General features: G+C 69.7%; 15 protein-coding genes. 8 read left to right on the top strand and 7 right to left on the bottom strand.

The window, feature by feature from the left end; genetic code table 11:
* Positions 1-85: 85 nt before the first annotated feature.
* Positions 86-1,456 carry a cystathionine beta-synthase gene (locus AC507J_RS18790; protein ID WP_496290471.1) on the bottom strand — a complete coding sequence of 457 codons (1,371 nt, stop codon included), beginning with the start codon at positions 1,454-1,456 and terminating at the stop codon, positions 86-88.
* A gap of 83 nt (positions 1,457-1,539) precedes the next feature.
* A complete protein-coding gene (locus tag AC507J_RS18795; protein WP_496290472.1) occupies positions 1,540-1,896 on the bottom strand; it encodes a YkvA family protein in 357 nt (118 codons plus the stop codon).
* Between the two features lie 140 nt (positions 1,897-2,036).
* Here AC507J_RS18795 and AC507J_RS18800 point away from each other — a divergent pair, with 140 nt between their 5' ends.
* Genes AC507J_RS18800 through AC507J_RS18810 form a run of 3 tightly spaced genes read left to right on the top strand, consistent with a single transcriptional unit; the run spans position 2,037 to position 5,259 of the window.
* A complete protein-coding gene (locus tag AC507J_RS18800; RefSeq protein ID WP_496290473.1) occupies positions 2,037-3,089 on the top strand; it encodes an SGNH/GDSL hydrolase family protein in 1,053 nt (350 codons plus the stop codon).
* A gap of 49 nt (positions 3,090-3,138) precedes the next feature.
* Positions 3,139-3,942 (top strand): SGNH/GDSL hydrolase family protein, encoded by an 804-nt coding sequence (locus tag AC507J_RS18805; protein ID WP_496290474.1) that lies wholly within the window; start codon positions 3,139-3,141, stop codon positions 3,940-3,942.
* A 57-nt stretch (positions 3,943-3,999) separates the two neighbouring features.
* Positions 4,000-5,259, top strand: a complete 1,260-nt coding sequence (locus AC507J_RS18810) for an acetyl-CoA C-acetyltransferase (protein ID WP_496290475.1) — start codon at positions 4,000-4,002, stop codon at positions 5,257-5,259.
* Positions 5,260-5,272: 13 nt separating this feature from the next.
* Here AC507J_RS18810 and AC507J_RS18815 read toward each other — a convergent pair whose 3' ends face one another.
* The gene (locus AC507J_RS18815; RefSeq protein WP_496290476.1) at positions 5,273-5,593 is read right to left on the bottom strand and encodes a hypothetical protein; all 321 of its coding nucleotides are present in this window, start codon (positions 5,591-5,593) and stop codon (positions 5,273-5,275) included.
* Positions 5,594-5,782: 189 nt separating this feature from the next.
* Positions 5,783-6,616: a Bax inhibitor-1/YccA family protein gene (locus AC507J_RS18820; protein WP_496290477.1), complete on the bottom strand. Its 834-nt coding sequence runs from the start codon at positions 6,614-6,616 to the stop codon at positions 5,783-5,785.
* 284 nt (positions 6,617-6,900) lie between these two features.
* On the opposite strand from AC507J_RS18820, the gene AC507J_RS18825 reads away from it, so the two are divergent.
* The 3 genes from AC507J_RS18825 to AC507J_RS18835 all read left to right on the top strand — a co-directional run bounded on the left by AC507J_RS18825 (position 6,901) and on the right by AC507J_RS18835 (position 20,265).
* On the top strand, positions 6,901-7,221 hold the full coding sequence (locus AC507J_RS18825; protein WP_496290560.1) for a LysR family transcriptional regulator: 321 nt from the start codon (positions 6,901-6,903) through the stop codon (positions 7,219-7,221).
* Positions 7,222-8,504: 1,283 nt separating this feature from the next.
* Positions 8,505-19,307 (top strand): amino acid adenylation domain-containing protein, encoded by a 10,803-nt coding sequence (locus tag AC507J_RS18830; protein WP_496290478.1) that lies wholly within the window; start codon positions 8,505-8,507, stop codon positions 19,305-19,307.
* A complete protein-coding gene (locus tag AC507J_RS18835; RefSeq protein WP_496290479.1) occupies positions 19,294-20,265 on the top strand; it encodes a hypothetical protein in 972 nt (323 codons plus the stop codon). The genes AC507J_RS18830 and AC507J_RS18835 overlap by 14 nt, the downstream gene beginning before the upstream one ends.
* Positions 20,266-20,274: 9 nt before the next feature.
* Here the strand turns inward: AC507J_RS18835 and AC507J_RS18840 are convergent, their stop codons facing one another.
* Positions 20,275-21,603 carry an MFS transporter gene (locus AC507J_RS18840; protein ID WP_496290480.1) on the bottom strand — a complete coding sequence of 443 codons (1,329 nt, stop codon included), beginning with the start codon at positions 21,601-21,603 and terminating at the stop codon, positions 20,275-20,277.
* 40 nt (positions 21,604-21,643) lie between these two features.
* On the opposite strand from AC507J_RS18840, the gene AC507J_RS18845 reads away from it, so the two are divergent.
* Positions 21,644-22,984, top strand: a complete 1,341-nt coding sequence (locus AC507J_RS18845; protein ID WP_496290481.1) for a phosphotransferase — start codon at positions 21,644-21,646, stop codon at positions 22,982-22,984.
* Between the two features lie 16 nt (positions 22,985-23,000).
* Here the strand turns inward: AC507J_RS18845 and AC507J_RS18850 are convergent, their stop codons facing one another.
* Positions 23,001-24,767, bottom strand: a complete 1,767-nt coding sequence (locus AC507J_RS18850) for a carbamoyltransferase family protein (RefSeq protein ID WP_496290482.1) — start codon at positions 24,765-24,767, stop codon at positions 23,001-23,003.
* A 272-nt stretch (positions 24,768-25,039) separates the two neighbouring features.
* Between AC507J_RS18850 and AC507J_RS18855 the strand changes: the two genes are divergently transcribed.
* Positions 25,040-25,876 carry a hypothetical protein gene (locus AC507J_RS18855; protein WP_496290483.1) on the top strand — a complete coding sequence of 279 codons (837 nt, stop codon included), beginning with the start codon at positions 25,040-25,042 and terminating at the stop codon, positions 25,874-25,876.
* Positions 25,877-25,894: 18 nt separating this feature from the next.
* Here AC507J_RS18855 and AC507J_RS18860 read toward each other — a convergent pair whose 3' ends face one another.
* The gene (locus tag AC507J_RS18860) at positions 25,895-26,707 is read right to left on the bottom strand and encodes a fatty acid desaturase (protein WP_496290484.1); all 813 of its coding nucleotides are present in this window, start codon (positions 26,705-26,707) and stop codon (positions 25,895-25,897) included.
* Positions 26,708-26,810: the final 103 nt, after the last annotated feature.

Here is a 26,810-nt window from a genome sequence, read left to right on the forward strand (position 1 = left end):
CACGCGATCTGCTGATTTCGCCGCCGGTGTTAACAAGGGGCCCCTGCTATGCACGAGGCGTTAAAAAGGGGCCCTTCCTTATCGCTCAGCGGGCGCCGAGGTGGGCGAGCAGGTCCTGACGGGTGAGTACGCCCTTGGGCTTCCCGTCGATCAGCACCAGCGCGGCGTCGGACTTCTCCAGCAGGCTCACCGCCTCGCTGACCGGCTGGCCGCCACCGACCATCGGCAGCGGCGGCGCCATGTGCCGCTCGATCGTGTCGTGCAGCTGCGCCTGGCCGGTGAAGAGCGCGTCGAGCAGGTCCTTCTCCGCGATCGAGCCGGCCACCTCACCGGTCACCACCGGCGGCTCGGCCTTGAGCACCGGCAACTGCGAGACGCCGTACTCGCGCATGTAGTCGACCGCGTCCCGGACCGTCTCGGTCGGGTGCACGTGCACCAGTTCGGGCAGTCCGCCCGGCTTGCCGGCCAGGGCCTCCGCCACGGTCGGCTCGGTGCCGGAGTTGTCGAGGAAGCCGTACCGGGCCATCCAGGCATCGTTGAAGATCTTGGAAAGGTAGCCCCGGCCGCCGTCGGGCAGCAGCACCACGACCACGTCGTCCGGCCTGGCGGAGCGGGCCACCTCCAGGGCGGCCACCGCCGCCATGCCGCAGGAGCCACCGACGAGCAGCCCCTCCTCGCGGGCCAGCCGCCGGGTCATCTCGAAGGACTGCTTGTCGGAAACCTCGATGATCTCGTCGGCCACCTCCCGGTCGTACGTCTCCGGCCAGAAGTCCTCGCCGACCCCCTCGACCAGGTACGGCCGGCCGGTGCCGCCGGAGTAGACCGAGCCCTCCGGATCCGCACCGATGATCTTGACCGTGCCGCCGGACGCCTCCTTCAGGTACCGCCCGATGCCGGAGATCGTGCCACCGGTGCCCACCCCGGCGACGAAGTGGGTGATCCGCCCCTCGGTCTGCTTCCACAGCTCCGGGCCGGTGGTCTCGTAGTGCGAACGGGGGTTCGCCGGGTTGGCGTACTGGTTGGGCTTCCAGGCGCCGGGGATCTCCCGGGCCAGCCGGTCGGAGACGTTGTAGTACGAGCGGGGGTCCTCCGGCGCGACTGCGGTCGGGCAGACCACCACCTCCGCGCCGTACGCCCGCAGCACGTCCTGCTTGTCCTGGCTGACCTTGTCCGGGCAGACGAAGACGCAGCGGTAGCCCCGCAGCTGCGCCACCAGGGCCAGCCCAACGCCGGTGTTGCCGCTGGTCGGCTCGACGATGGTGCCACCCGGCCGGAGGATGCCCGCCGCCTCGGCATCCTCGACCATGCGCAGCGCGATCCGGTCCTTGACCGAGCCACCGGGGTTGAGGTACTCCACCTTCGCCAGCACGGTCGCCTGGATGCCCTCGGCGACGTTACGCAGCCGTACCAGCGGGGTGTTGCCGATCATTTCGACGACGTTGTCGTAGTACTGCACCTCGTTGTGCCCTTCTCCTCCGGCACCGGCGCCGCAGGCCGGGCGGGTTGCTCTCGGTGATCCCGCGCCCAGGGTACGTCGGGTCAGGGCACCGCGTGCCCGGGGATGACCGAGCTGCGACGCGCCTCCCACTCCAGGAACCGCTCGGTCTCGGCGAGCACCGCGCCGGCCAGCCAGGTGACCATCACCGCGTCGTCGATCAGCCCGAACACCGTGAGGAACATTTCGGGCACCGCGTCGATCGGGGAGACGATGTACGCCGTCGCCGCCGTCATCATGGCCAGCCGCAGACCGCCGTCGTACTGGCCACGGGCGGTGGCCGCGATCATCCTGGGCAGCGCACCGATCCGCGTGCCGAGCGACGGGCCGCCTCGGGCACCGGCCGTCAGCGCCCGGCCCAGCGCCACGAACGCCGCACCCCGCTTCAACGTCTTAGCCATCGTCGTGCTCCTCTCCACGTGCAGCGTGACGACCCGGCGCAACACTCGATATTCAAGTACCCAACGGAGTCGTTTTCCAGGCACCGGGGGCGCCGCCGTGACGACAGCGGACCGTCGTACCGGCGCGCTAGTGTCGCGGTGTGGGGGTCGACAGTTCCGCCGTACGGGATCGCTCGCGCTGGTCGCGCGCGTGGCGGGTGGCCCGCCTGGCGGCGATCGGCACGAGTGCCACGGTAGCCGCTGCGGCGGCGACCACCGGCCTGCTCTTCGGTCAGGCCCGCCAGGCCCGGCGCACCATTCCGATGGCCGAGGCCCCACCACCGCGCTGCGACGGCGTCTACGGCGCGAAGTTTCCCGGTCCGACGGTCACCATGGTCATCCTCGGCGACTCCACGGCCGCCGGCTACGGCGTGCACCGCCGCCGGGAGACGCCCGGCGCGCTGCTGGCGACCGGTCTGTCCCGCCGGCTGCAACGGCCGGTGCGGCTGCACCGCTTCGCCGTCGTCGGTGCCATCTCGGCCGCCCTCAGGTTCCAGGTCGAGGCCGCCCTGGAGTGCCGGCCCGACGTCGCGGTGATCCTGATCGGCGGCAACGACGTCACCAACCGGACCCCGCCGGCCCTGGCCGTGCGCTACCTCGTCGAGGGGGTCCGAGCCCTGCGCGCCACCGGCGCCGAGGTGGTCGTCGGCACCTGCCCCGACCTCGGCGCGATCCGCCCCATCCAGCCGCCGCTGCGCTGGCTGGCCCGCCGGTGGAGCCGGCAGCTCGCCGCCGCCCAGACGGTCGCCGTCGTCTCGGCCGGCGGCTGGACGGTCTCCCTCGGCGACCTGCTCGGGCCACGGTTCGACGCCGAGCCGGGGCGGATGTTCGCCTGGGACCGGTTCCACCCTTCCGCCGAGGGTTACGCCGCAGCCGCCGCCGCGCTGCTACCCACGATGCTCGCCGCGCTGGGGGCCGGCGGGGAACGGAGGCCTTCGCCGATCCGGCTCGAAGGCGTACGGTCATTGCCGAAGGCGGCTCAGGAAGCGGCCCGGCATCCCGGGACGGAGGTCAGCGGCACGCAGGTTCATGGCAGCGACGCCGGTCCGGCTGGCCGTTGGGCTCGACTGCGCCGCCGGGGGTTCTTCGGTGCCACCACGGCACCGCAGTCGACTCCCATCACCGAATCACAGGCAGTGGAGGGACGCACATGATCGAGCGGATCAGGCGCCCGTACGGCGTCGGCACCCCTGGGGCGGCGACATGAGCAGCCTGTCCCCCGGCACCCGGGCCGCCGCGCAGCTGGCCCGCGCCGCCGGTGTCTCGCTGCTCGCCGGTGCGCTCGGTGGCGCGGCCGTGCTCGCCGGCCAGGCCGTGGTGGCGCGCAACCGCCGCTACGCCCAGCCCGAGCTGGGTCTGGCGCTCCGGGCGATGGTCGGTCGGATCGGCGCCTCGCCGCTACGACTGGTGCTGCTGGGCGATTCCTCTGCCCTCGGTGTCGGAGTCGACCGCCTCGGCGACACCATCGGCGGACAACTGGCCGAACTCCTCGCCGAAGGACCGGCCGGGCGGCTGGTGCACCTCTCCAGCGTCGGCGTCTCCGGCTCACGCTCCACCGACCTGGCCACCCAGGTGGCCCGGGCGCTGCTCGGCGAGCGGCCGGACGTCGCGGTCGTCCTGGTCGGCGCGAACGACGCCACCGGCCTGCGCCGGCCGGCCGAGGCCGCCGCCTACCTCGGCGCGGCGGTGCACCGGTTGCGCCAGGCCGGGGTCGAGGTCGTGGTCGGCACCTGCCCGGATCTCGGCGCGGTACGGGCCATCGCGCCACCGCTGCGTCAGATCGTCGGCTGGGTGGGCCGCCGGGTCGGCCGGGCCCAGACGAGCGCGGTGCTCGACGCGGGCGGGACAGTGGTCGACCTGGCCGCCGAGACCGGGCCGGTGTTCCGTGCCGACGCCAACACCTTCTGCCCGGACGGTTACCACCCCTCCGCCGACGGGTACCGGGTCTGGGCACACGCTCTGCTGCCCGCCGTGGCCGCCGCCGCGGCGGTCGCCCAGCGTCGCTGAGATCTCCCGCCGCCGGGTAGCTTCCGGGACATGTTACTGACGGGTTAACGTTGCGGCATGCCGATTGAGTCGCCCCGCGATGCCGTGATCGTCGCCACCGCCCGCTCCCCCATCGGCCGGGCCCACAAGGGGTCCCTCCGTGACCTCCGCCCGGACGACCTCGCCGCCACCATCGTGCAGTCCGCGCTGGGCAAGGTCCCCCAGCTCGATCCACGGGACATCGACGACCTGTACCTCGGTTGCGGCCTGCCCGGCGGCGAGCAGGGCTTCAACATGGCCCGCGTGGTCGCCGTACTGATGGGTCTCGACGGTCTGCCCGGTGCCACCCTCACCCGCTACTGCGCATCCTCGTTGCAGACCACCCGGATGGCGATGCACGCCATCCGGGCCGGCGAGGGCGACGTCTTCGTCTCCGCCGGAGTGGAGGCCGTTTCCCGCTACGCGCGGGGCAGCTCCGACCGGCTGCCCTCGGAGGCGCAGGAGCTGATCGGCCGCTGGGAGAACCCGCGTTTCGCCGAGGCGCAGGCACGCTCCGAGGCCCGCGCCGAGGCGGACGCCCCGGTCTGGACCGACCCGCGTGAGCAGGACGCGCTGCCCGACGTCTACCTGGCCATGGGACAGACCGCAGAGAACCTGGCCCAGGTGTACGACGTGTCCCGCGCCGACATGGACGCGTTCGGCGTACGCAGCCAGAACCTCGCCGAGCAGGCGATCGCGGACGGTTTCTGGGCCCGCGAGATCACCCCGGTCAGCACGCCAGACGGCACGGTGGTGAGTACCGACGACGGCCCACGCGCGGGGGTGACCCTGGAGGCGGTCTCCGCCCTCAAACCGGTCTTCCGTCCGGACGGCCGGATCACCGCCGGCAACTGCTGCCCGCTCAACGACGGGGCCGCCGCCGTGGTGGTGATGAGCGCCCAGCGGGCCGAGGAACTGGGCGTCACCCCGCTGGCCCGGATCGTCTCCACCGGGGTCACCGCGCTCTCGCCGGAGATCATGGGGCTGGGCCCGGTGGAGGCGAGCCGGCAGGCACTCAGGCGCGCCGGCATGACCATCGACGACGTCGACCTGGTCGAGATCAACGAGGCGTTCGCCGCCCAGGTGATCCCGTCGTACCGCCAGCTCGGCATCCCCGAGGAGAAGCTCAACGTGATGGGCGGGGCCATCGCCGTCGGTCATCCGTTCGGCATGACCGGCGCCCGCATCACCGGCACGCTGCTCAACGCCCTCCAGTGGCACGACAAGACCATCGGCCTGGAGACCATGTGCGTCGGCGGCGGGCAGGGCATGGCGATGGTCCTCGAACGCCTCAACTGACGGCGGGCTGGAGCTAGAGCGCGGCCCGGGTGGCGCTCACCTGGGCCGCCGCTCGGGCCAGCACCTCGTCGGACGGGCCGGCGGCGAGCAGGTCGGCAGCCACCACCCGAAGCTGGTCGGCCAGGGCCAGGTCGTTGTCGAGCCGGGGTACGTTCCGCCGTGGCTGCCCCTCCGCGTCGGCGGCGAGGTCGGCGATCTCCTGCACCAGCCGGTGCACCAGGTTCGCCCGGGGCACGTTGCCGGTCGAGGCGATGGCCGACCAGCGCGGTTGTTGCCAGTGCCCCACCTGCCGCACCAGCAACTCGACTCCCCGCCCGAGTTCCGTCTCCCTCACCCCGCGCACTCTACGCACCCACCCCAACGGCCGCCGATCATGCAGTTGATGTCGCCGATTCATCCCTTCTGAGGCTTATTCCGCGACCAGAAGTGCAAGATCGACGCTGGCTGGGGCGGAGGGTGGAATGACGACGGCGCCCGTTCCCAGCTGGGAGCGAGCGCCGGTCGGTCGTCTGGGCGGTCGTTGTCAGTCGTCGCCCTGGAAGTAGCTCAGCAGCCGCAGCAGCTCGATGTAGAGCCAGATCAGGCTGACCAGGATGCCGAACGCGGCCACCCAGGAGTAGCGCTGCGGCAGCCCCATCCGGACGCCGTCCTCGACCTCCTTGAAGCTGAGCACGAAGCTCAGCGCGGCGACCACGATGCAGACCAGGCTGAACCCGATGGCCAGCGGGCTACCGTCGCGCAGACCGGTGTTGACGCCGAACATCGCCAGCACCAGGTTGATCAGCATGACGGCGAAGAGACCCGCCATCACCGCGATCAGGCCCTTGGTGAATTTCGGCGTGGCCCGGATGACCCGCGCCCGGTAGAGCATGGCCATCACGAAGAAGACGCCGAAGGTGGCGGTCACCGCCTGGAGCACGATGCCGTCGTACAGCGACTCGTAGAACTTGCTGAGCGCGCCGACCAGCACACCCTCGACGACGGCGTACGCGACGATCAGCGCCGGGTTCGCCATCCGCGAGAACGAGATGATCATGCCGAGGACCAGGCCCACGACGGCCGCGCCGATCCACGCGACGCCGAGCAGCGAATCCGGGATCAGCATCCAGGCTGCTGTGCCGGCGACGCCGACGATGGCCAGGAGCGTGACCGTCTTGACCACCACGTCGTCGATCGACATCGGGGTGACCGCGGGCGGAGCGGACGGGAAGCCCGGCGCGCCGGGGTAACCGGCCTGCGGCGGGTACTGCTGGGGGGAGCCGGGCTGTCCGTACGGCCCGGTCGGGGCGTACCCGGCGGCACGCTCCCGCTCGGCCGCTTGGCCAAGCCGAGCGAGTACCGGGTTCGAAGTCTTCACTGTCAGGCCTCCCTAGGGCGGTCGTGGCGCGTCAACGCGCGCTATAAGAGTAAACGTCCCGGCCAGCCCGGTGGTCATCGGAAAGCTGAGGGAACGCTGAGAGTGCCCGCCAGGAGGGTTGCGCGACAATGTCGGCGGGCCGCTCAGGGCCCCTCCGGAGCCAACTCCGGATGCCCGGCCCGCCCCGCCCGACCGGGACGCGTTCGCCGATGACGCCGACCAGGTCGATGACGGTATCGGCGATGACGCCGGCGGTCAGGGTGATCTGGTCTCGGGTTGGAGAGATGGAGTCACATCCAATACGAATACGCGAAGGCGCAGACCTGACCTTGGACTCGACTCAGTTCGCCACCTTCGCCACGGTCGTAGCCGAGCGCAGCTTCGAGGCAGCCGCCCGGTCGTTGCACGTGACGCCGTCATCGGTCAGCCAGCGCATCAAGGCTCTGGAGCGTACGGTCGGACAGATACTCGTACAACGCAGCAAGCCGTGTCAGGCACCGGAGCCGGCCAGCCCCTGCTTCGCTTCGCTGAGCAGCTATCGCTGTTGGAGCGGAAGCCCTGCGCGCGGCGCACAACTCCTATGCCTCCCCGGCTGGCGACAATGAGTTGCGCGTCCGGATAGCAGTGGCGGTCAACGCGGATTCACTCGCCACCTGGTTCCTCCCGGCGCTGGCCACGCCGGCCGAGGCCGCACACGCCGGACACATTCCTCCGCTGGCATTCGACATCCGTCAGGATGGCCGGGAGCACAGCCTCGATCTGCCGCGGAACGGTTCGGTGATGGCTGCCGTGACCGCATGGGACACCGCCGTGCAAGGGTGTCACGCGGAGCCCTTGGGCGCCATGCGGCACATAGCCATCGCCGCTCCGGAGTTCGTGGGGCAACACCTGGGAAAAGCCGCTCTCGAAGCCGCGAGTGCCGCCATTGTCGCGAAGGCACTCGCGAAGGCCCCGGCGATCGCTTTCACCCTCAAGGACAAGCTGCAACACCGGTTCGTCCGCACGCTGGCCAACGAGCCAGCCCGGATGCCCGCGCATTACGTGCCATCGACATGGGCGCTCACGAGGCGGTCCGGCTCGGACTCGGCTTGGCGCTGTTACCGGAGGCACTCGCACACAAAGATTTCGAGAATAGTCGATATATCCAGCTCGCGCCCGGTAGCCAGCTCGACATCCCACTCCACTGGCAGTGCTGGCGCCTGGACTTCGCGGTGCTGCGGGCACCCACCACGGCGGTGCGGCGCGCCGCGTCCAGTGCCCTCAAGCCCATCGACGAGACCCGCGAACCAATGCGCCGCACACTTCGCCCGACGGGCGACCCGCCACCGCGATGACCGGCCGACAATCCGCAGCGCACGCACTAGTGACTCGGCCGCCGAGACAAAAACACATTTGCACGAGTGACGTACGTCACGTTAGCATCGGTTGACATCGATCAACATTACGGGAAAGATTCGATTTTGTAAGGAAAGTTACCTGCGCACCCACATTATCTGATCGCTGGGCCAGCAATTTTGGCAGCCGTCTCGGGTCGCAAAACGGGGGAGAATTTCATGACAGACCGCGGGCCTATCTTCGCCCATTGACGATCGCCGCGCCGCAATTACCGGCGATCGGACGCGCCGACCCTTGATCCCGGCCACAGATTCGCTTGCGATTGCGCGATGGCTCGATGTGGAATTTTGCCGACCATCAGCTCTGCCCATTTCACCGCCAATGCCGACAACCGATCACCTGGCCAGGTGACCGGACCGGCGCGTGACGCACGGCTGAATGCCGACACACCCCGGGCAGGGCAATTCGAAGGGACACGGCGGGCCAATTGTCATCGGCGGCTCTCATTTCGCGGTGACACCGGTCCGGACAACTCGACACCAGCGGGGGAACTGTGGAGAGGTCAGCTAGCTACGACGGCCCGTGTTTGGAAATTCCTTATGATTTTCCGCAGTCACTTGCCGCAGCACTTGAACGCGCCGCGGAACGATTTCCCGAGGCCGGCACAGTCGCTATCTCGGCAGATAATCGCGCCGAATTCGTCGCCTACCCGGTGCTGCTCGATCGGGCTCGGCGCCTCCTGACCGGGCTACGACAGCAGAACCTGGCGGCAGGCGACCACGTCATCCTGTACGCCGCCCAGCCGCTGCACCTCTTCACCATGTTCTGGGCCTGCGCGCTCGGCGGATTCCGTCCACTCCTGCTGACCCGTCCCACCGATCCGGTCGCACGTGCCGCCATCGCCGACCGGCTGCGGCACGGGGCAGGGCTGCTCGGCGGGCCCGTCGTTCTCTGTGACGGCGCCCGGCCGGGCGAACTTCCCAGCGAGATGCTCGCGCTGGACATCACCACCTGTGCCGAACAGGCACCGGCACCCGGCTCGCATCAGCCCGACCCGGAGGACGTCGCGCTGCTGATGATGTCCAGCGGTAGCACCGGCAAGCCGAAGCTCATCCAGCTGACGTCGCGCGGGCTGCTGGAGTTCGCGGCCGGCACACCCGCGCTGCTGCCGATCCGCCCCGGTGACACCACGCTGAACTGGCTACCACTGGACCACAGCGCCTCGTTTCTGCTGTATCACCTGCTCGGGGTCTTCGTCGGCAGCACGAACGTGCAGGCGGCAACAGACCTGATCCTCGCCGAGCCGCTACGTTGGCTCGATCTGATCGCCGAGCACCGGGTCAATCACATCTGGTCGCCCAACTTCGGTTACCAGCTGGTCAACCGGGCGCTGGCGGCGCGACCGGACGGACACTGGGATCTGTCGTCGATCTCGACGATGGTCAACGGCGGGGAACAGATCACGGTCCCGGTGATGACCGAGTTTCTGCGCGCCACCGCGCCGTTCGGCATCCGGCCAGAGACCTTCGTGCCTGCCTGGGGAATGACCGAGACGGTGACGGCGATCACCTTCGCCCGTCCCGGCCTGACGCCGAACGTGCATCGGATCCGCAGATCCACGCCGGACGACAGCCTGGAGCGGGCCGCCGACGACACCGATCCGGACGACTGGGTCACATTCGTGGCCGCTGGTTCCCCCGCGCCGGGTGCGACGGTGCGGGTGGTCGGCGACGACAACGCCGTCCTGCCGGAGGGAACCGTCGGGCGCCTTCAGGTGCGCTCGGCCCGGGTCACGCCGGGTTACTACGGGAATCCGGCGGCGGACCGGGCCGCGTTCGTCACCGACGAGAACTCCGGCGAGGTCTGGCTGGACACCGGTGACCTGGCCTTCGGCAGGGACGGTCAGATTGTCATCGCCGGACGGGGCGACGACCGCATCGTCCTCAACGGACAGAACTTCTACGCGCACGATATCGAGGAGCTCGTCGCCACGGTGCCCGGCGTGGTACCGGGGGCGGTAGCCGCGTGCGGCGTACCGAACGCGCGCAGCGGTACCGAAGAGTTGGTGGTGTTCTTCGGCACCGACGCCGCCATGCCCGGCAACCCGATTCCCGAGATCCAACGTGTGCTCTTCGCCCGGTCCCGGCTGACCGGGCGGGTGGTCGCCGTACCGCTCGCCACGTTTCCCAGGACGCCGAGTGGCAAGATCCAGCGCTCGGTCCTGCGCAAACGACTGCTCGACGGCGCCTTGGAGAGTCCGGCCCCGCACACCGCCACCCGGACCTCGGGCGGGCTGGCGAATAGGGTACGCGCGGTTTTCCACGCGATCCTGGAGACCGACGTCGACGACCGGCTCCCCTTCCACGAGCTGGGCATCGAGTCCGTGACGCTGGCCCGTCTCCATGCCCGGCTAGAGCAGGAACTCGGCCTCACCTTCAGCAAGCTGGCGATGTTCGAGCATCCGTCAGTCGCCGCACTCACCAGCCACCTGAGTGCGCTCGGCGCGGCTCCCACCCGGCAGCCGAGCACCGCCGGCGACGCCGCTGCCCCCGTCGACGAGCGGATCGCGGTCGTCGGCATGGCCGCCCGGCTGCCCGGCGCGGAGAATCTGGACGACTTCTGGGCCAACCTGACCGGGGGCGTGGTAAGTGTCCGGCGGTTCGACGCGGACGAACTGGCCGCGGCCGGCACGCCCGTCACGGACGACTTCGTGCCGGTCACCGGTGCGCTCACCGACGTCGACGCGTTCGATGCCGGGTTCTTCGGCATCAGCGCCGCGGAGGCGGCATCGACAGATCCCGCTCACCGGCTGTTTCTCGAGTGTTGTCACCACGCGTTGGAACACGGCGGGTATGCCGGTGCCACGGGACGCGAACGGATCGGAATCTACGCCGGCAGCGGCATGAACCTCTACCCGCACCAGAGCTACCTGCTAAACAACCTGCTCGGGACTGAGGAGGACGCGCTCGGGTCCATCCACACCGCCATCGGCACCCAACCCGACTTCCTGGCGACCCGGGTGGCGTACCGACTGGGGTTGACCGGCCCCGCGATCGGCGTACAGACCGCCTGCTCGACCTCGCTGGTCGCCGTTCACCTGGCGTGCCAGGCGCTACGTAACGGCGAGGCCGACCTCGCGCTGGCCGGCGCCGCGGCGGTCCACGTGCCGCAGGTCAACGGCTACCGCGCGTATCCGGGCTCGATCCTGTCGCCGACCGGGCAGTGCCGGGCCTTCGATGCCGACGCGGACGGCACAGTGGGCGGCAACGGGGTCGCGGCCGTACTGCTCAAGCGCCTCGACCGCGCGCTGGCGGACGGCGACACGATCCACGCGGTGATCCTCGGCTCGGCGGTCAACAACGACGGGCAAGACAAGATCGGGTTTACCGCGCCGAGCGTCTCCGGGCAGGTCGGCGTCATCGAGCAGGCGCTCGACCAGGCGGGCGTGCCGGCCGAGAGCATCGGGTACCTCGAGGCCCACGGCACCGGGACGCCACTCGGCGACCCGGTGGAGCTCCGCGCGGCGGCCCAGGCCCTACGAAACCGGACCGACCGGACGGGTTTCTGTACGGTCGGGTCCGTCAAGCCCAACATCGGGCACCTGGACAGCTGCGCCGGCATGGCCGGGCTGATCAAGACCGTGCTGATGCTCTCGCACCGCACCCTCGTGCCGCTGCCGAACCTGCGTCGGCCGAACCCGGATCTCGAACTCGACGGCAGCCCGTTCGTGCTGGGCACCGAGCTGAGGCACTGGGATACCGATGACACGCCACGCCGGGCCGGGGTGACCGCCCTCGGCGTCGGCGGCACCAACGCCCACGTCATCCTCGAAGAGGCACCAGCCCTGCCGGAACGGCGAACCACTCCGCCCGTACTGCGCGTCCTTCCGCTCTCCGCCGCTGACCCGCAGGCCCTCGGCGAGTTGACCGGCCGGATGCGTGAGCACCTGCGCGCGTACCCGGATCTGCCGCTTCCGGACCTGGTCACGTCCGCCGCTCTCGGCCGGCCGCACCACCGGTACCGCGTCGCGGTGGTCGGCGACACCACCGCCGAACTCGCCGACGCCCTGGAGGTGGCACCGGTCGGTGAGGCACCCACCACCGGAACGGCCACCGTGACCTTCGCCTTCACCGGTCAGGGCGCCGCCCGTCCCGGCATGGCCGGCGAGCTGTACGACGCGTTTCCCACCTTTGCCCGCGTGCTCGACGAATGCGAGCGGGTGTACACCGAGGAGCAGGACGAGAGCCTGCTCACGCTGTTGCGCGGCCAGCACCAGCGGGAGGTCTGGTCGACGGACATCGCCCAGCCCGCGCTGTTCGCGTTCCAGGTCGGCCTCACCGAGCTCTGGCGAACCTTCGGCGTCGAGCCGGACTACCTGGTGGGCCACAGCATCGGCGAGTACGCGGCGCTCTGTGCCGCCGGTGCGCTCACGATCGCCGACGGCATGCGTCTGACCATGTGGCGCGGAAGGTTGATGCAGCACGGGGTGCCGGCCGGTGCCATGATCGGGTTGCTCACCGACCGGGCCACCGTCGACGAGCTGCTCCGCGAGGTCGACGTCGACCTGGCCGCCGTCAACGGGCCCGAGGAGTTCGTCCTCTCAGGACCGGAAGCCGCGGTCGGACAGGCGACCGCCTGGCTCGACCGGCGGACCATCGGATGGCGGCGGCTACCGGTCGACCGCGCCTTCCACAGCGCCGGGCTCGCGCCGATCATCGGTTCTTTCGCCCGTCGTGCGGCGGCGGTGACGATGAAACCGACCACAAGCGCCCTGGCGAGCACCGTGACCGGTCGGCTCCACCCACCGGGCACCGTGCTGGGAGTCGATCACCTGGTCCGTCAGATCAGGCAGCCGGTCCTCTTCGCCGACGCACTCGACGCGGTTACCGCCGAGGGATGCCGGCTGTTCCTCGAAATCGGCCCGGACGCGGTACTCAGCGGGATGGGACGGCGGGCCGGACCGGGCAGCAGGTGGGTGCCCGGACAACGGCGCGGCACGCCCTCGGTACGAGCGACGGAGCAGGCGGCCTCGGAGCTTTATCGCCACGGCGGCTCGCTGGACTGGGCAGCCGTCGCCAGCGGTGGCGGGCGGGTGCCGCTGCCGAGTTATCCGTTCCGACGCCAGCGGTACTGGATCGAGGGACGCCCTCGTACGGTCGACCGAGCCGTCGAGCTTCCGCCGACCGACAGCGGTCCCGGCGCGGCGGTCGGGATGACCCCCGCGGCCGGCGCGACGGTCGGGATGGCCCCTGCGGCCGGCGCGGCGGTCGGGATGGCCGCTACGGACGCTTCGTCGGCCACTGGCCCGACCGCGCCGCCGGCGGACGTACTCGTTGCGATCCGTGACCTGACCGCCTACCAACTGGGCACCACGGCCGACGAGGTCCACCCGGACCGGACGTTCCTGGAACTCGGCGCGGACTCCCTCGGCATGCTGCGGGTCGTACGGGAGGTGCGGCAGTTGTTCGGGGTCGCGCTCGCGGCACGGGAGTTGTTCACCGAGGCGGACACGCCGGCGCGGTTGGCCGCGTTGATCGCCGATCGGATGGCCCCGACGGCGCCCGAAGCGGCAAGGCCCGAAGCGGCAAGGCCCGAAGCGGTCCCGGCAGCACCTGCCGGGGCGGCGACCACACCGGCCAAGGACGTGATCGACCTCATCGACCGGCAACTCCGTCTCACCGGCGAACTCGTCGAGCAGGTCACCGGCGTCCTCCACCAACAGTTGACCCTGCTCGCCGGAGAGCACCCGGGGCCGGCAGCGGAGCCGCTCCCGGCGTCCACGCCCACCTCGACGGCGCTGCCACCGGCACCCCTCTCCGATCGGGATCCGTCGGCCCGGACGCCCTCGATCCAGCCGTCACCGGCCGAACCGATGCCCTCCACACCGCCACCCGTCGTGGTGCCGGCGCACCAGAGGAAGGGCACCTGCGACTTCAGCCTGTATTTCTTCGGGAGCTATCCGGATCAGAGCCAGCAGGACAAGTACGGCGCCATCCTCGAAGCGGCCCGGTTCGCAGACGAGCACGGGTTCCACGGTGTGTGGTTCCCGGAACGCCATTTCCACGCCTTCGGTGGGCTGTTTCCGAATCCGGTCGTGCTCGCGGCCGCGGTCGCCCGGGAGACCTCGCGGATCAGGATCAACGCCGGATCTGTGGTGCTGCCGCTGCACGACCCGATCCGGGTCGCCGAGGAGTGGTCCGTGGTGGACAACCTGTCCGGCGGCCGGGTCGGGCTCTGCGTCGCGAGCGGGTGGCACGCGAACGACTTCGCCCTCAAACCGGACGCGTTCGGCCGGCATCGCGAGTTGATGTACGAACACCTGGCAACCGTCCGTGCCCTTTGGAGCGGCGCCTCAGTGCCCGTCCGGTCCGGCACCGGTGAGCCGATCGACGTGCAGAGCTTCCCGCGTCCGCTACAGGACATGCCGCCCATGTTCGTCGCCGCGGTCGCCAACCCGGAGACCTACCGAGCCGCCGCCGCCCAGGGCCTAGGGGTGGTCACCAACCTCATGATGCAGTCGATCGATCAGTTGGTTGAGAACGTGGCGCTCTATCGCCGGACCCGGCAGGAGCACGGGTTGGACCCGGACGGCGGGCGGGTGACGGTCCTGGTGCACACCTATCTGGGCAGCGAGGTGCGACGCGCCCGCGCGGAGGCGTTCCAACCGTTCTGCGACTACCTACGGTCGTCGCTGTCCCTGCTCGGCGGCGTCGCCAACAGCCTCGGCCTGCGCATCGACCGCGACACCCCGGAGGAGGATCTCGACTTCCTGCTCGAGCGGGCCTACGCCCGCTACTGCGCGGAGCGCGCCCTGATCGGGACGGTGGAGAGCACCGCCGCAATCGTCGACCGGCTCGTGGCGGCCGGTGCCGACGAGATCGCCTGCTTCATCGACTTCGGCGTGACCGCCGAGCAGATGCTACGCAGCCTGCGCCACATCGACGCGGCTCGTACCCGCCACCGGCGGCGCGACGCCGACGACGGACATGCGCCGCTGTCGGCCGCTCAGCGCGGCATGTGGTTCGTGGAGCAACTACACCCGGGGCGTCCGATCCACCACGAACCCAAGGCGATCCGGTTGACCGGCGGGCTGGACGTCACCACCCTCCGTTGGGCGCTGACGAAGGTGATCGAGCGGCACGCCCCGCTGCGTACGGTGATCCGCGAGGTCGACGGCGAGCCGCGGCAACTCGTCCTACCGTCGATGCCGGTCGATTGTCCGCTGCGGGAGGAGTCGGGCACCCCGGCGGAGGAGGCCATCCGGCGGACCGTGGAGGAACTCACCGCCGAACCGATCGACCTGGCCACCGGGCCCCTGCTGCGGGCCGGGTTGATCCGGCTCGGTCAGGACGATCACGTACTGGTGCTCGTCGCGCACCACATCGTCTTCGACTCCTTCTCCACGGCGGTCCTCGTCCGGGACCTCGCCGCCTACTACCGTGCCGGGCCGGACGGGCAGCCGCTCGCCCCGCTGCCGGTCAGCTACCCGGACCATGTCCGCACCCGGCACGCCGGAAGTGACGAGCGAGAGCGACACCGCGCCTACTGGCAGTCCGTGCTGAGCGGGGCGCCGACGCTACGGCTCCCGACCGACCGGCCGCGACCGCCCGTCATGACCGGCCGGGGCGCCTCGCTCGTGCACCATCTCGATGGCGAGCTGACCACCGCCATCCAGCGGTTCGGTCAGCAGCAGCGGGTCACGCCGTTCATGACCCTGCTCGGCGGTATCGCAATCGTGCTCGGCCGGTTCAGCGGCCAGGACGACGTGCTGTTGGGCACGGTGCTCACCAACCGGCCGCCCGGTACGGAGCATCTGGTCGGCCTGTTCATCGACTCGGTGCCGCTGCGCGTCGACCTGTCCGGGCCGCCGACCTTCCGCCAGGTCCTGGAACGGATCCGGGACACCAGCACCGCGGCCTTCGACCACGCGGGCATCGGCTTCGACGAACTGGTCGAGGCGGTCAATCCGGAACGCGACCCGACCCGCAACCCGATCTTCCAGGTGCTGGTCGAGTACGAGACGGCGGCGAGCGTCGACTTCGATCCGCCCGCGGTGAACGCCACCCTGCTCGACGTGCCGACCAACCGGGCACCCTTGGACCTGACCCTCTATCTGGTGCACCACGGCGATCACATCGAGTGTGTCGTCGAGTACAACATCGACCTGTTCGACGAGACGTCCGTACGCCGGCTGCTCGAGTACGTCGAGACCGTCCTTCGACGCGCGTGCGCCTCGCCCGAACTGGAGCTGCCCGCGTTGACCACGCTTACCGATCGGGATCGGGAGGCGATCGGGCAATGGTCCGGCACGTTCCGCGATCTCCCGCCGAGCTGCCTGCACGAGCTGGTCGAGCAGCAGGTGGCGCGTACGCCCGACGCGGTCGCGCTGCTCGACGGTGCGACCCGCGTCTCGTACCGCGAGCTGGACCGGCGGGCGAACACGGTGGCGTGGCAGCTGCGGGATCGCGGAGTACGGCAGGAGGAGTTCGTCGCGGTGTGCCTGTCCCGCGGGGTGGATCTCATCGCGACGCTCCTCGGAGTGCACAAGGCGGGTGCCGCCTACCTGCCACTGGACCGCAGCCTGCCCGAGTCCCGTCTCTCCTTCATGGCGAGCGACAGCGGGGCGGTTCTGCTGGTCACGGAGGACGACAAGCTCGCCTCCCGGCTCGGTGTGCCGGCGCTCTCCGTGGCGCACGCCGACCCGCGGGCGCACCGGCCACCACCGACCGGGACCGACCCGGACAGCCTCGCGTACTGCATCTACACCTCGGGCTCGACCGGCCGTCCCAAGGGGGTCGCCGTGCCGCACCGCGGACCGGCGAACCTGGTCCGCTCGTACCTGCGGCACCGGCCGGCGCTGCGCACCCTGCAATGGACGTCGGTGGGCTTCGATGTGAGCGTCCAGGAGATCTTCACCACGCTCGCCTCCGGCGCCACGCTGGTGCTGATTCCCGACGAGACACGTTACGAGCCGGAGGCGGTGACGGAGATCGTCCGGCGACACCGGGTCGAGCGGTTGTTCATGCCGTTCACGCCGCTGAAGTACCTGATGGAGACGGCGCCGACGATGCCGTCGCTGCGCGAGCTGGTCTCGGCCGGCGAGGAGCTGACGCTGACTCCGGCGCTGCGCCGGTTCCTCGCGGCGCATCCGGAGTGCGCGCTCTACAACGAGTACGGGCCGACCGAGGGGTCCATCATCGCCACCATCCAGCGCGTCGACCCGGCCGCGGGTGACAAGCCGCCCATCGGACGCCCGGTGGACAACGTCGAGGTCCGGCTCCTCGACGGGACCATTCGCCCGGTGCCGGTCGGTGCCGTCGGCGAGATCTACCTGGGCGGTGCCGGCCCGGCACGGGGGTACGTCGGCCGCCCCGAGGAGACCGCGGACGCGTTCGTACCCGATCCGGCCAGGCCGGGGGCATCCCTCTATCGGACCCGTGACCTGGGGCGATGGCTGCCCGACGGCAGCCTGCGGTACCTCGGCCGGGTCGACGACCAGGTCAAGATCCGTGGCTATCGGGTGGAGCCGGAGGAGACGCAGCGGGCCCTGCTGGCGCTGGAGGAGATCCGCGACGCCGTGGTGTTGGCGGCCCGCGATCCGCGTGGTGAGACCTGCCTGGTCGGATACGTCGTGCTGGCCGCAGGAATATCCGCGGCGTTCGTCGACCACCTCGCCGAGCGGCTGGCCACGACACTCCCCGGGTACCTGGTTCCGGCGTGGCTGGTCCGGGTGGACGAACTACCGGTCAACGCCAGCGGCAAGCTGGATCGGGGCCGGCTGCCGGAGCCGGACTGGCGCGATCGGCTCGGCGCGGAACCCGCCACCGATCTTGAGCGCTCCCTGCACGGGCTCTGGTGTGCCCAGCTCGGGCTGGCGCGCGTACCTGTCGACGCGTCCTTCTTCTCGCTCGGCGGGCACTCACTGACGGCGGTCGAGCTGGTCAACCGGATCCGCGACGGGCTTGACGTCGAGCTGCGGGTGGCCGACCTGTTCCGGTCGCCCACCATCCGCTCCCTGGCCCGGCAGCTCGGGACCCTGGCCGTGGCGGACACCCCGCCCACGACGGGCATCCAGCAGCGGGCCTGGCGGATGCACCACAGCAACCCGCTACCGGCCGTCTACAACGTGGCGCACCGCGTGCAACTCGGGGGCGATCTCGACGTATCGGCCCTGCACAAGGCGCTGGCCGTGCTGGTCGACCGGCACCCCGCCCTGCGGACCCGGTTCGTCCGCACCGACGGCCAGCTGCTCCAGGAGGTCCTGGCCGAGGTTCCCGTCCAGCTGCCCGGCACCGACCTGACCGGCGATCCGGCAGAGGTGGGCCGCTGGTGCCAGGACGTGGCGGAGGAGGTCTTCGCACCGGAGCAGGCCCCGCTGTGGCGGGCCCGGCTGGGCCGGGTCGGCGAGCGCCGGTGGGTGCTCGTGCTGGTGTTGCACCATCTGATCTGCGACGGGTGGTCGATGGGCGTCATCTGGCGGGAGCTCTCCGCGATCTACGCGGAGACGGTGCACCACGCCGCCTCCGCGCTGCCGGACGCGGCGGGATACCCGGACTACGCACGTTGGCGGGCGGCGCAGCTGGAAGGTGACCGCCGGGCCGAGCTGATCGCGTTCTGGCGCACCGAACTGGACGGCGCGCCGCTGCGCTTCGACCTCCCGTACGACCGGCCCCGGTCCGGTGAGTTGTCCGGCCGTGGGGCGCTGCACCGGTTCGAGATCCCCACGGAGGTTGTCGGGCTCGTGCAGTCGGTCGCGCCGCAGATCGGTAGCACGCCGGCCGCGGTGCTCACCGCCGCCTTCGCGGTCTGGATGGCCGACCTGTGTGATCAGCGCGATCTGGTGGTGCCGCTCTCCAGCGCGAACCGGCTCCGCCCCGAGCACGCCGACATCGTCGGGCCGGTGGGCGAGGCACTGCCGGTCCGGATCACGCTCCGTGCCGGCCAGCGGTTCGACGAACTGGTCCACGCCGTGACGGAGCGGGCGCTCGTCGCCCTCGACCACCATGCGCTCGGGCTCAGTGAGATCGCGCGGGCCCTCGGCGCGGACGAGGCCACGCCACAGGTGCTGTTCACCGTCGTCACCACCCCACCGCCGGGCCTCGATCTTCCGGGCGTCACGGCCGAGGTGCGGAGCCTGCCGGTGACCGGGGTGGCCCGCACCGAGCTGTACGTCGTGCTGATGCCCACCGAAGATCGCATTGTGGCAACCTTCGAGTACGCCACGGATCTGTTCGACGAACACACCGTCCAGCGGTGGCAGGCGGACTTCGTCGAGCTACTCGGCAAGGTGGCGAGCGCGCCGTACGAGGAACTCCGCACCGGCGGATCGGAGGGATCGGGACATGCAGATCAGTGAGCAGGACCAGCTCGTCGTCGCCTCGGTGGATCGGGAGGAGGCCGCGAAGCAGTCCTGGCGACAGGCCGAGACACCTGTCGACATCGTCCGGCTCACCGACTCCGAGGAGCTTGCCGAGACAGTCCTGGCCGAGCTGGGCTTCGTGGCACGACCGTGCTGGGTCAACTGGATCGCGGCAGCCGGCGGATCGGAGGACGAGTTCGTCGCCCGGATGTCCGCGACCGAACGCAGGGCGCTACGTCTCGGCCGTCGAGCGCTTCAGGACGACGGGCTCCGCGTCGCCGTACAGGTGGGACTGACCGCGGAGCTGATGGACGAGTTCCTGGTGGTGTACGACAAGCAGATCGCGGAGATGCCGCGCGGCCGGAACTTCGCCCGTAGCCGGCGGGAGCGCCTCCTCGGGGCGGCCGACGAGTACATCGCCGTCAGTGTGTACGCGGGCCACGTCATGGTCACCGGTTCCATCTGGTGGGTCCGCCCCGAGGAGTCGGTGTTGCAGATGAGATTCTCCGCGGCGGTCGCCGATGCGCGGTCCCGCGGGATGATGCGGGTCGCGTACGCCGAAGCGCTCCGGTACGCGCGGGAGAACGGTCTCGCGTCCGTTTCCCTCGGCAACGACCCCTCTCTCTTCGGGCACGTGGTGCAGCCGGGTCTCTTCACCTTCAAGAGCCGGTTCGGTTTCGCGCCGGTGCCCGCCCAAGCGCTCAACCCCGCGTTCGCCGGCGAGTACGCGGACATGTTCCTCACCCTCCGGGCCCTCTCCGACCCGGCCCTCGTGGTGACCTGGGGGCGCCACCGGGGGACGTCACCCAGCTGGCCGGAGGTGGCCGAGGCGCCCGGGTGCGACCTGCTGGTCCTCTCCTCCGATCCGGACGAGAAGCTCGCTGCCTTCTACCGCACCACCGCTTGCCGGGAGACCCGGATGACGGCGGTGCCTTCGGGGCCGGCCCTGCCCTGAGGCGGTGGTTCAGTCCGTTGGGGCCGCGGACATCTCGTTGTGCTGCGCCTTCGGCCGCTCGACAGAGCGGGTGTAGGCGGCCCAGACGACGACGGCGAGCACGGCGAGGATGAGCGCCGGCACCCAGAACCAGCCACTTGGCAGCTGGGCCGACGCCCAGGCGTACAGGAATCCGGAGAGCGGGACCGCTCCGATCATGAACATCCGGATGGTGGCGTTGACGCGGCCGGCGTACTCGACCGGGATCGCGCGCTGCCGGTAGATGATGGACGCCACGTTGCTGCCCGCGATGGCAAAGGAGGTCACGGAGAAGCCGATCACGGTGGCGACGGTCTGCGGCAGCGCGACCACGAACAGCCCAGCCAGGGCCAGCACCTGGAAGCCGAGGATCCGTCGCTCGGTCGACCAGCGCGGCAACACGTTGGGCGAGATGCGGCTGCCCACCGCCCCGAAGAACAGGCCCAGGGCCAGGACCAGTGAGATCACCGCAGGCTGCATCCCCTGATCACCGAAGATCGCCACGAGCACGGTCTCCAGATCGCCGACCGCCAGGTTCACCGTGGACATCGTCACAACGAGCCAGATGATGTCCCGCTTCACCAACCAACCGAGGCCGATCGCGAGGTCCTGGCGAAGTGTGGTGCGGGACCCCGTCGCGGGCATTCGGGGCAGCAGCAGGGCGACCAGCCCGGCAGTGAGGTAGAGCGTGGCGATCACCCAGACCGCGAACCGCGGGCCCCGTACCGCCACGAAGAGGCCACCGAGCAGCAGGCCGGCGACTTTCGAGAGCTCGATCGCCGCCAACAGCCGCGCCACCGCGTGGGCCCGCCGGTCGGGGTGGATCAGCTTTGGAATGAGAACGAACTGCCCGGTGATGCTGACGGACACCGCTCCGAATCCGGAGATGAACAGCAACACGGCGACAGCCAGCCGGTGGTCCTGGAACACCGCGATGCCGACCATGCAGACCGCCTGCATGACCTGGGCCCAGACGAAGACGGTCCGACTGTCGTGTCGATCGATGACGGAGCCGACCACCGGCGAAGCGGCGAAGGGCACCAGCCGCAGCGCGAACGACACCAGGGTCAGGGCCACCGATCCGGTCGCCGCGAGCACGGCGAGGGGCACGACGATGCCGAGCTGCCAGTCGGCCACTTTGGACAGGACCGACGCCGTGATGACGACGCGCATGGACCTTTCGGGCTTCTGACCACCGTCGTCGTCCGCCACCACGTCGTTTCGCTCAGTCAAGGCCTGCCTCCGTAGTGATGCTGCGCGAGTCGAAGATACGGGCACCGGTCGCCATCGGCGAGACGGATACCAATTGACATGGTTCATACACTTCTGTCGGACCTGGGGATAACGGGAGGACGAGACGGTGACTGCTGACGTCGTAAGCGCTTTGCGCCACGCACTGACCCGGAACGATGCCGCGGCGCTGGTGGCCTGGTACGGCCCGGACTCCACTCTGGAGCTTCACCTCGACGGGCACCGGAGCGTGGTCACCGGCCCTTCCGGCCTCGCCCTGGCCTGGCCCAGGGTTTCCAGAGGCGGAGGTCGGGCGAGCCACGTCACGGTCGAGCAGAGCCCGGGTGGCTACGATGTCGACGTTCAGCACAGCCTGGCCGACGGCTCGCGGCCGGTCCGGCAGGTGCATCGCCTGCACCTGGTGGACGGCCGCGTCGAGCGACACATCGTGCATCCCGCGCTGCCCCGGGCCACCTTCACCCTGCCGGCGGGGACCCTCTCCACACAGTTGGACAGCCACCTGGAAGCGCTGACGCATCAGGGCTTCTCCGGCGCGAGCCTGCTGCGAGCCCGCTCGGCCACGGGCGAGCCACTGATCATCAAACACATCCGGCCGGCGAACGACTGGTTGGCCCGGGCCAGCCGTGATCCGGGCCGGGAGGCGCTGCTCTGGCTCAACGGCGTCCACCGCAAGCTGCCTGCGGGCATCGAGAGCCCGGTCGTCGACGCGGCCCGCACCGAGGACGGTTGGCTGGTCGTGATGCGCGACGTGTCGGACGCCCTGGACCGCGTGCGGCTCGGCGCTCCACTGATGACCGGCGAGCGGTTGCTCACCACCGTGACGGCGATGCACCGCGCCTTCGCGGGCGTACGTCCGGACCCGGCGCTGTGCACCGTCGAGGATCGCCTGCGACTCTTCTCTCCGGTGCGACCGCTGATCGAGCGCCGCAACCCCGACCTGCTTCCCAAGACCGTGACGACCTCCTGGGAATGCTTCGTCGATCACGCCGACGCGGCGGTCGCCGAGGCGGTCCTGAGCATGGTCATGGATCCGAACGGTCTCCTGCGGGCGTTGCGCGCGGCAGCCCCGGCCACCCTCCTGCACGGCGACTATCGGCCGTCCAACCTCGGTGTCGACGGCGATGTCGTGGTGGCTCTCGACTGGGGCCTGGCCTGTCACGGTCCCGCCGAGTTGGACTTCGTGTGGTTCCTGTCCAACACCGCCTGGGCCGACGACGACGAGCGAGCCCACTTCGAGGCCGTGTGGCAGCGGAGCACCGGCAACGGTCACACGACGCGAATCATGGATCTGGCCTACATGTTCCACGCGGTGATGGGTGAACTCGCCTTCGTCATGGCCGAGGCGCACCTGCAGCCGGACGGCTTCGTCAAGCCGTCCGGCGCAACGGTCGCATGGTGGTTGCGACGTCTCGAGCAGGCCCTCGACCGCGTCGGTGACCTGCGCGGCTGATCGCAGCCGCCCGCTGTTACGGCGTACGTTCGATGAGGTGGTCATCGATGATCAGGGCGTCCATGCCGGTGCGTAGGAAGGTCCGGATGGCGTCCGCCGGCGTGTAGACGATGGGCTCGTCGTAGGTGTTGAACGAGGTGTTGAGCACCAACGGCACCCCGGTCAGCGCCTTGAACTCGCTGATCAGAGCGTGGTAGCGGGGGTTGACCTCGGCGGAGACGGTCTGCATCCGGGCGGTGCCGTCAACGTGCACGATGGCCGGGACGGTCGCCCGCTTCTCGGCTCGCACCGGTAGCGCGAACGACATGAACCTGGTCGACAGCGACGGCCGGCTGAACTCGAACCACTCCGCCGCATCGCCCTCGAGCACGGACGGTGCGAACGGCCGGAAGTATTCCCGATGCTTGACCTGCACGTTGATGCGGTCCTTGATCGACGCGTTGCGCGGGTCGCCGATGATCGAACGGTTACCGAGCGCCCGCGGGCCAACTTCCGCAGCTCCCTGGAACCAACCGAGAACCTTGCCGGCGGCGACGAGCTCCGCCGCGGTCCGCGGTGCGTCAGCAAGCCGCGTGGCAGTGACCGGGGCATCGGCGACCGCGGCCTCGACCTGCGCGGCGGTGGCCGCCACTGACCCGAAGTACGGGTCCGCCATCACGAAGCGACCGGTGACCCGGCCCTGACGGCGAGCCACCCAGAGCGCGGCGCCGAGGGCGGTGCCCCCGTCGTGCGCGAGCGGCTGGACGAAGACGCCGTCGAACGGCCCGTGGTTGAGCAGGCGTCCCATGCCCACGCAGTTGAGCGCGACACCGCCGGCCACGCAGAGGTTGGTCGAGCCGGTCATCTCCTTGAGCCGCGCGGCGAGCGTGAGCAGCACGTCCTCGGTCATCTCCTGCAGGCTCGCGGCGACCTCGGCGTACCGGTACTCGAAGGGGGTGCCCGGTCCACCGGTCCGGCGCTTGCCGAACAACTCCTCAAGCGGCTCGTAATCCTCCACCCGGAACCGGAGAGTGTCCAGGTCGACGCTGAACCCGCGCGGACCGCGAGGAACGATCTTCTGGAAGCCACCGCGGTAGCGATCGGCCGGCGCGAAGGCGGCCAGCGCCATCAGCTTCGGCGCGGAGTACTCGTCGAGACCGGTGAACTTCGCGAACTTCTCCCAGACGAAGCCGAGCGAGTCGGGATAGACGATCGTGTCCAGCGACTCGATCTCACCGTCGCGCCCATGCGCCAGCAGGGCGGTCGAATGCTCCCCGATGCCGTCGATGCTCAGGATCGCGGCGTCGTCGAACGGTGCGGCGAGATAGGCACTGGCCGCGTGGCTCATCTCGTGCGGCACCCACACCCAGCGGTCGCGGATGTCCTCACCGAGCGCCTTGGACACCTCGTCGGGGATGCCGTTGAGTCGGCTGAGCAGCAGCCGTTCACCGTCGGGATGCCCCCAGGATCCGGCCGTGGTCGGCTCATCCGTCGGTGGACGACGGAGCCCGGGGTCGAAGGATGTCGCCACGTAGTCGATGTCGCTCGGGATGATGCCGGCACGCTCCAGGCAGGCTCGCAGTGCCGCGGTGGGGATCTCGTCAACCGTCTCGATGTCGGCGGGCTTCGCATGCTTGCGCCGGTTGAAGCGCTCCTCCTCGGCGAACGCGAGCACCTCGCTGCCACGGACCACACAGACCGAGGATTCGTGGTAGACGCTATTGATACCGAGAACGATGGGATTCTCTTTCAAAGTAAACTCCCCAGTGTCGCATCCGGCACCGCAGGCAATCTTCACCCACACTGCGGCACCGAATCCTCCCGATCAGGTCAGCAGGACATCCGTTGATGAGAAATTCCGCCACGTAGCCGACTATCGGCCCAGGCACATCAACCCGTGAGAATAGGCTTTGGTCGACGTCGCCAGCCGCCACCCCGAGACGCGTCACATCACGATACCTGAATGTAGCACTCCCTTCAACTCCGCGTTCTTGACTTTTTCGGTGACTGTTGCTGACCCACATCGGTGAGTGATAGACAAGGCCAGTCGGGCCACCGAATCAAAGGACACAGGACATGCCTGAGACCGGGTTCTACATCACCATGCTGGGGATCGACGGCACCGGAAAGACCACGATGACCCGGCTTCTCGCCGACGAGCTGGAGCGAAATGGACATAAGGTAAAGCAGCTCAGCTGGAGGGAGGAATTGGCCAACGCAGAACGGGCGAATACCCGCGAATCCCTTCGGCAACTCTGGGTGGAGTCGCTTCGACTGGTTCACCTCGGGGTCGACCTACCCCCCGCGCCGGCCTCCTACGAGGAATTCCACGAGCAGAAGTGGGAAAAGCTCTACAGCACCTCCTCCTTCTCCGACAACGTGGCCGGCGGACCGCTTGCCGCAGCGTGGCTGGAATGGGTCGGCCAGACGCTGATGATGCACGAAATCGTCAACCCCCACCGCGCACGCGGAATTCACGTCATCGACGAAAGCTTCAGCCTCAAAATGGCGTACAAAGAGTTACTGATCGCAGATCTGCTCAACTCCGATCCGGCCGTGACCGCAGAGATCCAGCGGGCTCGGGACATCCTCACGGAGTTGTTCAGGTCCACCGCTCCGGATGCCGGCATCGTCATCAGTAGCCCGTCGGTGGAACAGGCATATCGGTGGCGCATTCGGCAGGAAGGCGCACTGGGCAGCCTTGAGGATCTGGGCGCGGCCACCGGCGCCCGCGGACGCGACGGTTTTCTGCACCTTCAGCAGGCGTGCGACTCGTTCTTCCGCGAGTTCGCTGAGCAACAACCGGGCTGGGTGCTGTTGGAGATGGCGGATGCGCCGGCGGCGACCAACTTCGATCGGCTGCGTGCGTTGCTCGTCGACCACCCCCGCCTCGGTCCGTTGTTGGGCTCGTAGGGCGTACACGGCGTCGCCTCACGCGGCCCGGCACCGCTCGGCGGGCGCCGCCAGCCGACGCTGCGGCGCCTGCATGAAGCGTCGGCGGTAGCGCAACCGCCCGCCGTAACCGACAGGGTCCTCGGCCAACAGCAACTCGTGCAGCCGGCGCACCGCGTGATGCGGTACGCCGGGCCACATGTGATGCACGGTGTGATAGCCGTCGTTGTGCGGATGGAGCAGGAGGCGCTGCGCCCAGCCGAGATTCGACACCGTCGCGTCGAACACGGTGTCGGTCCGTGAGTAGACGTGCTCGGACGACTCGCCCAGGAACCGGATCACCGGAAGCGCCACCAGGTATCCGGCCGACCAGACGGCCACCGCCAGGATCGACTCACGCGGCCCGCCGAATGCCCAGAACGGCAATCCGACAGCCACCAGGCCCCAGCCCACCGCCATTGCCAGCTGAAGCCGGCGTCCACCGATCTCCCGAAGCCAGCCGAGTTGGTAGCGCGGCATACGGCGGACCAGCCCGGGCAGGAAGACCCGCCAGCCGTCCCGCGGCATCGACTCCAGGGCGAGCTCGATGTAGCGGCGTCGGTCCGGGTCGTCCGCCGTCCCGAACCGCCCGTGGTGCCGCAGATGCGAGGCGCGGTAATCGCCGAGGTGGATTCCAGCGGGCAATCCGGAGAGAAGAAACGTCAGCACGTCGTTGGCCCGGCGCCGAGCACGGCTCCAGTTGAAGTGGGAGCCCTCGTGGATCAGGCACTCCAGCGCGCGCACACTGCGCCCGACCACGACGACCGCGATCGGAACAGCGAGCAGCGCCAACTGCCACGGCCCACGCGTCATCGCCCACACGGCCGCCGCCAGAGCGAGATAGATGACGAGATGGTCGGCGAGCGCGGCGGCGACCGTGAGCCAGGTGCGACTCCGATGGGCGGCGGCGATGGCG

It is taken from the genome of Micromonospora sp. PRAS1 (genome assembly GCF_059553435.1).